Source organism: Sphingobium sp. PNB (assembly GCF_019873065.1).
Classification (GTDB): Bacteria; Pseudomonadota; Alphaproteobacteria; order Sphingomonadales; family Sphingomonadaceae; genus Sphingobium; species Sphingobium fuliginis.
In genome coordinates this window covers 1-2,570 of sequence record NZ_JAINEZ010000190.1, presented here as the reverse complement: position 1 = coordinate 2,570, position 2,570 = coordinate 1, and the positions used below count along the sequence as shown (strand labels likewise).

Below are 2,570 nucleotides of genomic sequence, written 5' to 3'. Positions count from 1 at the left end.
AAGGATAGTGCGCCGTTGCGGCGCTGAAATGGAGTATCAGTGATGATGAGGTAAGTTGAGAATGCCTCTGCTCGCCGGACTAACCTCGGGCCTCACAAGGTCTGAAATCCCGAAAGGGACGGGGAACAATAGCATGTTCGGAAAAGGCCAGATGCGTCTTAGTCGCAAATGGAGGCGATGACGGTCAGGGCAAGGTGCGTATGGTGAAGGCTACACTGCTTAAATCCCAGTCTGCAGCAATCTATATAGCGATACTGGCGAAAGCGACTGTCACGCCAGGTCCGGATGATGACAGCGGTCTCATGTCTTGGCCGCCTGTTTCTCAGCCCATCCGGTGCGCCTCTCGTCGAGGGGTTTAGTGGACGAACGGGACACCTAACCGCGCCGCATCTCCATTCAGCGTAACTACGGGATGCCCTAAACAGGCGGCTTCTGCCGGCCTGCATGGGTACGGAGCCGCCATATTACTCAAATGCCCGGGGTAATGCCCGGGACATCGACCTCTTCGGAGGCGGCGGTGCAACTGTATAAGGTCTCGAGCGATCGGGCCGAAAGCGGGGAAGACCGGGGGAAGGGCGGCAGCTGTGATTCTTCAACCACCGATCATGGGGTGTGCTGATGCTGCCAGAAACTGTGAAAGGCCGGTTGGAGGCCATTCCGGCGCTCGTTGCGTCGGGCAAAAGGGTGAATGGACTCTATCGTCTGATGGGGTCTCGCCTCCTTTGGGAGGAGGGGCTCCAGAAGATCGGATCCAACAAGGGTGCGATGACGCCGGGTATTGACGGCGAGACCTTCGCGGACTTCGGACCGGAAGACCTCGACCCGATTATCGCCAGCGTGACGGCAGGGACCTATGATCCCAAACCAGTGCGTCGGGTGTTTATCCCGAAAGGCAAGGGCAAACGGCGTCCGCTGGGCATTCCCACGCGCGACGACCGCCTCGTTCAGGAAGTGGCGCGGCAACTGCTCGAACGGATCTATGAACCGGTGTTCTCGAACGCCTCCCATGGATTCCGGCCGGGCCGGTCGTGTCATACGGCGCTTGAACACGTCAAAGCCGTATGGACGGGGGTGAAATGGCTCGTAGATGTGGATGTCGCGGGGTTCTTCGAGAACATCGACCACGACATCCTCCTGCGGCTGTTGCGGAAAAGGATCGATGACGAGAAATTCATCGGCTTGATCGGCAGCATGCTTAAGGCGGGTGTTATGGAAGACCGGGTTCACACCCGGACCTACAGCGGCACTCCGCAGGGCGGTATCGTCTCTCCAATCTTGGCCAACATCTACCTCCATGAACTCGATATGTTCATGGCGGAACGGATCGCGGCTTTCGAGAGGGGGAAGGTCCGTGCCACGAACCCGGAATATGGGCGACTGGCTGGGCGCATCCAGAAACAACGGAAGCGCGTCACCATGCTGCGGGCCAAAGACAATGTCGACGAGGTGAAGGTTGCGGCCTCCTTGGCCAAAATCCAAACCTTACTGCCGCAAAAGCGGTCCATCCCGTCGAGAGACGCGATGGACCCCGGTTATCGCCGACTTCGTTACTGTCGCTACGCGGACGACTTCATGATTGGGGTTATCGGTAGCAAGGAGGATGCACGAAGCGTGTTCGCCGAAGTCAGGGCATTCCTGACCGAGGCGCTGGCGCTCACGGTGTCCGAGGAGAAAAGCGGTATCCGCAAGGCGAGCGATGGAGCCGCCTTCCTTGGATATGAGGTCCGCACATATACGACACGCCAACGGGTTGTCCGGAGCCGACAAGGTTCCGTCAGCTTCCTTCGTAGGCCGCCGTCGGAAGTGATGCAGCTGCATGTCCCTTGGGAGAAGGTCCACGCGTTCGCTTCTGCAAAAGGTTATGGTGATCTGTCGGTGTTGAAGCCGCGTCATCGTAGCCTGCTGCTCAGCTGCAGCGACGTTGAGATCGTCCTAGCTTACAACGCCGAATTGCGGGGTTTTGCGAACTACTATGCTCTCGCCAAGGATGTGAGCTTCAAGCTGAACAGGCTTGAGTTTCTCCAGCGGTGGAGCTTGTTCAAGACCTTGGCCAGCAAGCACAAAACCAATGTGCGAGCGGTCGTGGCCCGCATGAGGACGGGGCAGGAATTCACCATCGGCTACGACGTCGATGGCCAGCCCCGATCGGTCAAAGTCTGGAAACTGGCTCATCTGAAACGTGATCCGGCCACCTCGTCCAGGATTGATATCCAGCCTTGGACGCAGGTGTTCACCCACTCACGTACGGACTGGGTTGATCGTCAGAATGCCAAGCAATGCGAGGCTTGCGGTCGATCCGATGTTCCGTGTCAGGTGCACCATATCCGGGGGATGGCCGATGTTTCGCACCGCGGTTTTGTCGTGAGAATGAAGGTGGCACGCGCCCGCAGGACGGTGGTCCTGTGCGAGCAATGCCACTGGGATACTCACAGAGGCCGCCTGCCCGATCTACGGCAAAGTGATGGTTCGTCACAGTGGAGAGCCGCATGCGGTGAAAGCTGCACGTGCGGTTCGGCGGGGGGATCAGGGCTGACTCCATGAGCAGCACCAATCCTACCCGACTGAGCGAA

1 protein-coding gene is annotated in these 2,570 nt (G+C 58.7%); it reads left to right on the top strand.

The window, feature by feature from the left end; all coding sequences use genetic code 11:
* Positions 1 to 618 precede the first annotated feature (618 nt).
* Positions 619 to 2,541: a reverse transcriptase domain-containing protein gene (locus K7W03_RS27160; RefSeq protein WP_024018999.1), complete on the top strand. Its 1,923-nt coding sequence runs from the start codon at positions 619 to 621 to the stop codon at positions 2,539 to 2,541.
* Positions 2,542 to 2,570: the final 29 nt, after the last annotated feature.

Coding starts and splice junctions, on each gene's coding strand:
- K7W03_RS27160 (WP_024018999.1), top strand. CDS start 619: ATGCTGCCAGAAACTGTGAAAGGCCGGTTGGAGGCCATTCCGGCGCTC.